The organism is Streptomyces sp. NPDC058955 (assembly GCF_042741435.1).
In the GTDB taxonomy this organism is placed as follows: Bacteria; Actinomycetota; Actinomycetes; order Streptomycetales; family Streptomycetaceae; genus Streptomyces.
Genome location: NZ_JBHYKM010000064.1, coordinates 25,525 through 31,244, shown reverse-complemented (window position 1 = coordinate 31,244; position 5,720 = coordinate 25,525). Strand labels below are relative to the sequence as shown.

At 70.2% G+C, this 5,720-nt stretch carries 6 protein-coding genes and 1 pseudogene; all 7 read left to right on the top strand.

Translation table 11 applies throughout. From position 1 onward, the window contains the following. A pseudogene (locus tag ACFW1I_RS23260) lies at positions 1-564 on the top strand (hypothetical protein); the annotation flags it as partial. Positions 565-782: 218 nt separating this feature from the next. Beyond that, positions 783-1,712, top strand: coding sequence for a hypothetical protein (locus ACFW1I_RS23255; RefSeq protein ID WP_384673032.1), 930 nt, complete (start codon positions 783-785; stop codon positions 1,710-1,712). A gap of 40 nt (positions 1,713-1,752) precedes the next feature. Then, a complete protein-coding gene (locus ACFW1I_RS23250) occupies positions 1,753-2,631 on the top strand; it encodes a diiron oxygenase (RefSeq protein WP_384673030.1) in 879 nt (292 codons plus the stop codon). Further along, positions 2,628-2,876: an acyl carrier protein gene (locus tag ACFW1I_RS23245; RefSeq protein ID WP_384673027.1), complete on the top strand. Its 249-nt coding sequence runs from the start codon at positions 2,628-2,630 to the stop codon at positions 2,874-2,876. Before ACFW1I_RS23250 ends, ACFW1I_RS23245 begins: the two co-directional genes overlap by 4 nt. Continuing rightward, positions 2,873-3,703, top strand: a complete 831-nt coding sequence (locus ACFW1I_RS23240) for a hypothetical protein (protein WP_384673024.1) — start codon at positions 2,873-2,875, stop codon at positions 3,701-3,703. The genes ACFW1I_RS23245 and ACFW1I_RS23240 overlap by 4 nt, the downstream gene beginning before the upstream one ends. Next, positions 3,703-4,710 carry an NAD(P)H-dependent flavin oxidoreductase gene (locus ACFW1I_RS23235; RefSeq protein WP_384673021.1) on the top strand — a complete coding sequence of 336 codons (1,008 nt, stop codon included), beginning with the start codon at positions 3,703-3,705 and terminating at the stop codon, positions 4,708-4,710. Before ACFW1I_RS23240 ends, ACFW1I_RS23235 begins: the two co-directional genes overlap by 1 nt. Beyond that, complete coding sequence (locus ACFW1I_RS23230) at positions 4,697-5,566, top strand: alpha/beta fold hydrolase (protein WP_384673018.1); 870 nt, start codon at positions 4,697-4,699, stop codon at positions 5,564-5,566. Before ACFW1I_RS23235 ends, ACFW1I_RS23230 begins: the two co-directional genes overlap by 14 nt. Positions 5,567-5,720: the final 154 nt, after the last annotated feature.

The following is a 5,720-nucleotide window of genomic DNA, read 5'->3' as shown; positions in this document are numbered from 1 at the left end:
GGGGGTGTGTGGGGGCCGCGCCGCGCGCGCGGGGCGGCGGGATCGGCGGGGGGGGGGCGTGAGGGGGGGTGGGGGGCGGGCCCCGGGCGGGCGCCCGCGCCCCCCCCCGGCCGGCCCCATCTGCGCACCGGGGACCTCGGGTTCCTGCACCGCGGCGAGCTGTACGTCGCCGGACGGCTCAAGGACGTCATCATCCGCAAGGGCCGCAACCACTACCCGCAGGACTTCGAGCTGACCGCCGAGCGTGCCGTGCCGGGGCTGCACCCGAACAGCGTGAGCGCCTTCTCCTGCGAGGACGGGGTGGCCGAGCGGCTCGTCCTGGTCGTGGAGGCGGACGGCCGGCTCCTCAACTCCCCGGGTGCCGGGGTGGTGCGGGCCCGGGTGTACGACGCGATCCGGGAGGGCCACCGGATCACGCCGGACGACGTCGTCGTCGTACGGCGCGGCGGGCTGCCGAAGACGTCCAGCGGCAAGGTGCAGCGCAGGGAGTGCAAGCGGCGCTACGAGCAGGGCGAGCTGCGGATCGTGGCCTCGGGCGTCGTCGCGGCGACCGGAATGGCATAGCCGGTTTCCGCTGTGCAAAACGCATGGGAACGCGTGTGAAAACTGCCTGTTGCCCGCCAAATGATGGCTGGTACCGTCAAGTTCGTTCCAGGGATTCAGACAGAAGCCGACGGGGGCCGGCCGAAAACGGCGGCGCCCGGACCGTCGGCGTGTTCATCGCGCCGGAGAGGTAGTCCGTGTCAGACCGAACCGAAATCCCGGGCCTACCCTGGGAAAAGGTGGCGGATTCCATCGAGTTCGTCCCTGCCGAGTATTCCGAGAAGACCCAGTCGGAGTCCGCGGCGCGTGAGTTGCTGCGCTGCGGCCCGGCCGACATCGACACGCTCGTCGAGGCTTCTCTTCCGTTCGAGGAGCGCGCGGGAGTGCGCTATTTCGACATGAACGACCTGTACAACCTCGGCATGTATTCGCAGAAGACGAACACGCAGCCGGAACTGGCGTTCCGCATGCTGTTCCGATTCGCCGGCCGCCCGCTGGACGGGCTGCTGCGTCCGAAGTCCTGGGACTTCCGGGTGCACCTGGAGTGCACCGAGTGCGAGGGGCCGGCGCCCTGGCGCTTCGAGGCGCCCGACGTCGTCCGCTTCGGCGGCGCCGTCGAGGGCGGCGCGATGCCGGGGCCGGGCTCCGGCACGGCCGAGTACGCGGCGACGGTCACCACGACCGGGGCGCGCACCCCGCTGGTCTCCCCCGAGCTGCGCACCCTGACCCGCGACTACCTCGACTCCGGCTACCGCTGGCAGATGATCCCGGTCGCGATGCAGGCCGACTACCGGCTCGTCCACGAGCTGGGCGCGACCAGCTGCATCGCCGCGAGCCTGCTGCTGGCCGAGCGGTTCCGGGAGGCCGGGTACCGGGCCGAGGCCAAGCGGGGCTGGTTCTGCGGTGTGCTCGGCGGCGCCCTGGACCTGCCGCACGCGTGCGTGGAGGTGGAGGACGAGGACGGGGTCCTCAAGAGCGTCGACATCGCCAAGGCGCAGCTGGCCGCGCGGCTGTCCCCGGACACGAAGGACTTCCAGGAACTGTGCCTGGGGTCGACGTACAACAAGGTGATCCATTCCACGGCCTCGGGCAATGCCGCCTTCGGTCGTCACGAATGCGGTTCACCGGTGCCGGCCCATGTGCGCGCGGACATCAGATCGGCTCGTTGAAGCTGAACCAATTGCATCACTGTTGTGGAAGGGCGAGTAAATGGCGGTGTCTGAGATCGAACCGGTCGTGCTTGAGCTGGACCGGCTGGAGAGCATGGCCGAGTCCGGGTACTACAACCCGTACACGATGTTCGACTGGCCCGACGCGATCGAACCGGACATGCCCTGGATGAGCGAGAGCCTCACCACGCTTGCGGGCACTCCGATGTGGGACGAGCTCACCCGCGAGCAGCAGCTCGCGCTGACCCGGTACGAGGCCATCAATTTCTTCAGCCTGAACATTCACGGAATCCGTGAACTGCTCAGCGAGGTGGTGATGCGCATTCACGACCGGACCTACGCGGACGCCTCGGAGTTCCTCCACCACTTCATCGGTGAGGAAAACGAGCACATGTGGTTCTTCGCGCAGTTCTGCCTGAAGTACGGCGGCAAGCTGTACCCGGCGCAGCCGACGCTGAAGGCCGACTCGGTGCAGCACCTGTCGCCGGTGGCCCGCGAACTCATCGTGTTCGCGCGCATCCTGATCTTCGAGGAGATCGTCGACTACTACAACGCGCACATGGCGACCGACGCGTCGCTGCCGCACATCGCGCGTGAGATCAACCGGGTGCACCACCAGGACGAGAGCCGGCACGTCGCGTTCGGCCGGATGATCTTCACCAATCTCCTCGGCCAGGTGGCCAAGCGCGACCCGGAGGAGGTGCCGGTGGTCGCCGAGTACCTGGAGAACTACCTCCAGTACAGCATCGGGACCCTGTACAACCCGGCCGCCTACCGCGACGCGGGCATTCCGGACGCGCTCGCGCTGCGGCGGCGCGCGCTGGAGCACCCGGCCCGGGTGGAGGCGCACGACCAGATCCTGAAGCGGACCAGGAAGTTCCTGTCCAAGGCCGGCGTGGGAAGGGAAGCGGTCAAGTGAGGCCCGACGCGATGCCCGCGCTGCGGGAGTTCATTCTGAGCCGGAACCCCAAGCTGGAGGATCTGTCCAACGACCTGGACCTGATCGACAGCCGGGCCATCAATTCGCTCGCCTTCGTCGAGTTCATCTTCCTGCTGGAGGAGCTGACCGGCGAGCCGATCGACCCCGAAGACGTGGACCTGGACGATTTCCGCACGCTCGACGCGATCGAGGCGGCATTCTTCACGAAGGAAGCGGCACGATGACCACGGCGACGACCGACACCGGTCTGGGAGTTCTCGACGGGGACCAGCTGCGGCTGCTCCGGGCCTTCGACGCGCTGGTGCTGCGCTGGGCCGACGCCTGGGGGGCGCCGGAGTTCCGGTTCCCCTTCCTGATGCGGTGCCAGGACCTGGACCGGTTCGACTACTACGACAACTTCCCGCACCTGGGCTTCACCGCGACCCGGTTCGACCCCCAGCGCCTCGGCGCCCACCTGGCGGAGTCGTCCCGGCCGGTCGACCGGATGCCGACCGAGGTCATGGAGCCGACCGGGTTCGCGCTGCCGTCGGCGGCGTGCTACTCGATCTACCTGAACCTGGCCGGCTCCAAGCTCGCCGCCGAGGGCGCGCTGCGCACCACGGTGGGCACCTGCTTCCGCAACGAGGACCACTACCAGGGCCTGCAGCGCCTGCTCGGCTTCACCATGCGGGAGATCGTCTGCATCGGTTCCGAGGACGCGGCGAAGGGTCACCTGAGCCGCGCCAAGGAGGCCGTGACGGCCCTGTGCGGCGAGCTCGGCCTGGACCTGAAGCTGGAGGTCGCCACCGACCCGTTCTTCGACAAGAACGGCGGCAAGGCGAAGATGCAGCGGCTGTTCCCGGTGAAGGAGGAGTTCGTCGTCAACGGCGTGGCGATCGGCTCCGTCAACTACCACCGGAACTTCTTCGGCGAGCGGTGCGAGATCGAGGCCGGCGACGAGACGGCGCACACCAGCTGCCTCGCCTTCGGGCTGGAGCGCTGGGTGCACACCCTGACCGACCGGTTCGGCTCCGCCGCCGCGGCGGTGTCCGCGCTCGAGGGCATCCGCTGATGCGTCCCACCGTGGCGGAGGTGCTCGGCGCGGAGGTGGCCCTGCTCCAGTCCGGCATGGGCGGTGTCGCGGGGGCGGAGCTCGCCTGCGCGGTGTCCGAGGCCGGCGCGGCGGGCTGCGTGGGCGGGTACAAGCTCGCCGGCGACGCGCTGTCGGCCATCCTGGACCGGCTGGTCGAGGGCACCGACCGGCCCGTCGGCGTGAACCTGATCCCGGAGGTGGTCGGCCCCGAGGAGCTCGACCTCCAGCTGGCCCAGGTGCTCGCCGAGACGCCGTCCCGCGTGTACGTGTCGCTGTTCGGCATGCCCGAGGACGACGCGGTCTTCGAGCGGGTCGCCGCGGCGGGTCGCCGGACGGTGGTCCAGGTCGGCACCGTCGAGGACGGTGTGCGCGCGGCCGGGCACGGCGCCGTGGTGGTGGCCCAGGGCATCGAGGCCGGGGGCCACCTGCTGGGCACGCAGCGGCGGGACGAGCTGGTCTCCGCGCTGCGGGACCGGCTGCCCGACGCCTGCCTGGTCGCCGCGGGCGGCATCGGCGGACCGGACGAGGCCGAGCGGGCGATGGCCGCCGGCGCCGACGGCGTCCTGCTCGGCACGGCCTTCGTCGTCGCGCGCGAGTCGCGGGCCCACGGCCGGTTCAAGTCGCTGGTGACCGGGGCCGCCGCGAGCGACACCGTGATCACCGACGTGTACGAGGTCGGCTGGCCCGGCCGCCGGCACCGGGTGCTGGCGACGACCGTGACCGCCGACCCCGGGCAGCCCAAGAAGTTCATCGGCAGGACGGTGGTCGAGGGGAAGCCCTACCTGGTGCCCCGGTTCAGCGCGGCGGTGCCGACCGAGGCGACCAGCGGGCGGATCGAGGAGATGGCGCTGTACTGCGGCCTGTCCTGCACCGCGATCACCGCGGAAGCCTCGGCCGCCGACGTCGTCGCCGCGTACGCGGGCGTGCTGCGCGGACCACAGACCACACAGAACGAGAGAAGGACGGAAACCCGTGTCGGACAGTGAATCCCAGTCGCCGTACGACCTGTCGTACCGCGAGGACACCCCGCGCATCCGCACCAGGGAGGGTGTCGAGCTCTACTACGAGTCCAGCGGTGAGGGCGGCCCCGTCATCACCACGCTGAACAACTTCTTCCTCACCGCTCCGTTCTGGCGGGCGCACACCCAGTCGCTGCTGGCGAACCACCGCGTCGTCAGCTACGACCTGGCCAACCACGGCGCGTCCGCGCGGCTCGACAAGGAGCCGACCTGGGAGGAGCACGCGGCGGACCTGATCGGGCTGCTCGACGCGCTGGAGATCGACGCGACGTACCTGCTCGCCACCTCGTCCTCCTGCCAGCTCGCGAGGGACGTGGCCCTCGCGCACCCGGACCGGGTCAAGGGCCTGATCCTGGCCGGACCGGTCTTCGGCCTCAAGGGCATGCGGCGCCACCGGCAGTTCAACCGCTCGTGGCTGCTGCTGATGCAGAGCCACGGCATGGCCGCCCTGTACACCCAGATCTACGCGCAGGTGATCAGCGGGGAGATGAACGAGGAGGGCGGTACGCCGGGCTTCCTCGGGCTGCGCGAGAGCTTCATGGCGATGTCCACGCCCGAGGAGCTCACCAACGGCATGACCCTCGTCCAGACGGGCGACCCCAGTTCCACGCTGCTGGCCGGGGTGGCCGCGCCCACGATGCTCGTCATCGGCGACGACGACATGCTGCTGAGCCCGCAGCGCGGCCACGACGTCGCCGCGCTGTTCCCCGACGGGCGCTGCGAGATCATCCCCAACGCCGGCCACGTGCCGTTCCTGGACGACCCGGAGGGCTTCGAGAAGCTCGTCGGCGCGTTCGTCGAGGAAGTGGAAGCGCGTGGCTGACCAGGAGGCCGAGATCCGGCAGCGCATCCGCGGGCTGCTGGTCGACCTGATCGGCGGCGAGGGCTTCGCCGACGGCGTCCCGGACACCGCCCCCCCGGCGGGCGGCGGGCAAACCCCCCACAGGGGGGGTGTGCCTCGCGTGGGGGCGGAGAGA

What these genes read in the sequence shown, in the direction of transcription:
- ACFW1I_RS23250 (WP_384673030.1), top strand. Translation starts at nt 1,753, where the DNA reads ATGGCGGTGTCTGAGATCGAACCGGTCGTGCTTGAGCTGGACCGGCTG.
- ACFW1I_RS23240 (WP_384673024.1), top strand. Translation starts at nt 2,873, where the DNA reads ATGACCACGGCGACGACCGACACCGGTCTGGGAGTTCTCGACGGGGAC.
- ACFW1I_RS23235 (WP_384673021.1), top strand. Translation starts at nt 3,703, where the DNA reads ATGCGTCCCACCGTGGCGGAGGTGCTCGGCGCGGAGGTGGCCCTGCTC.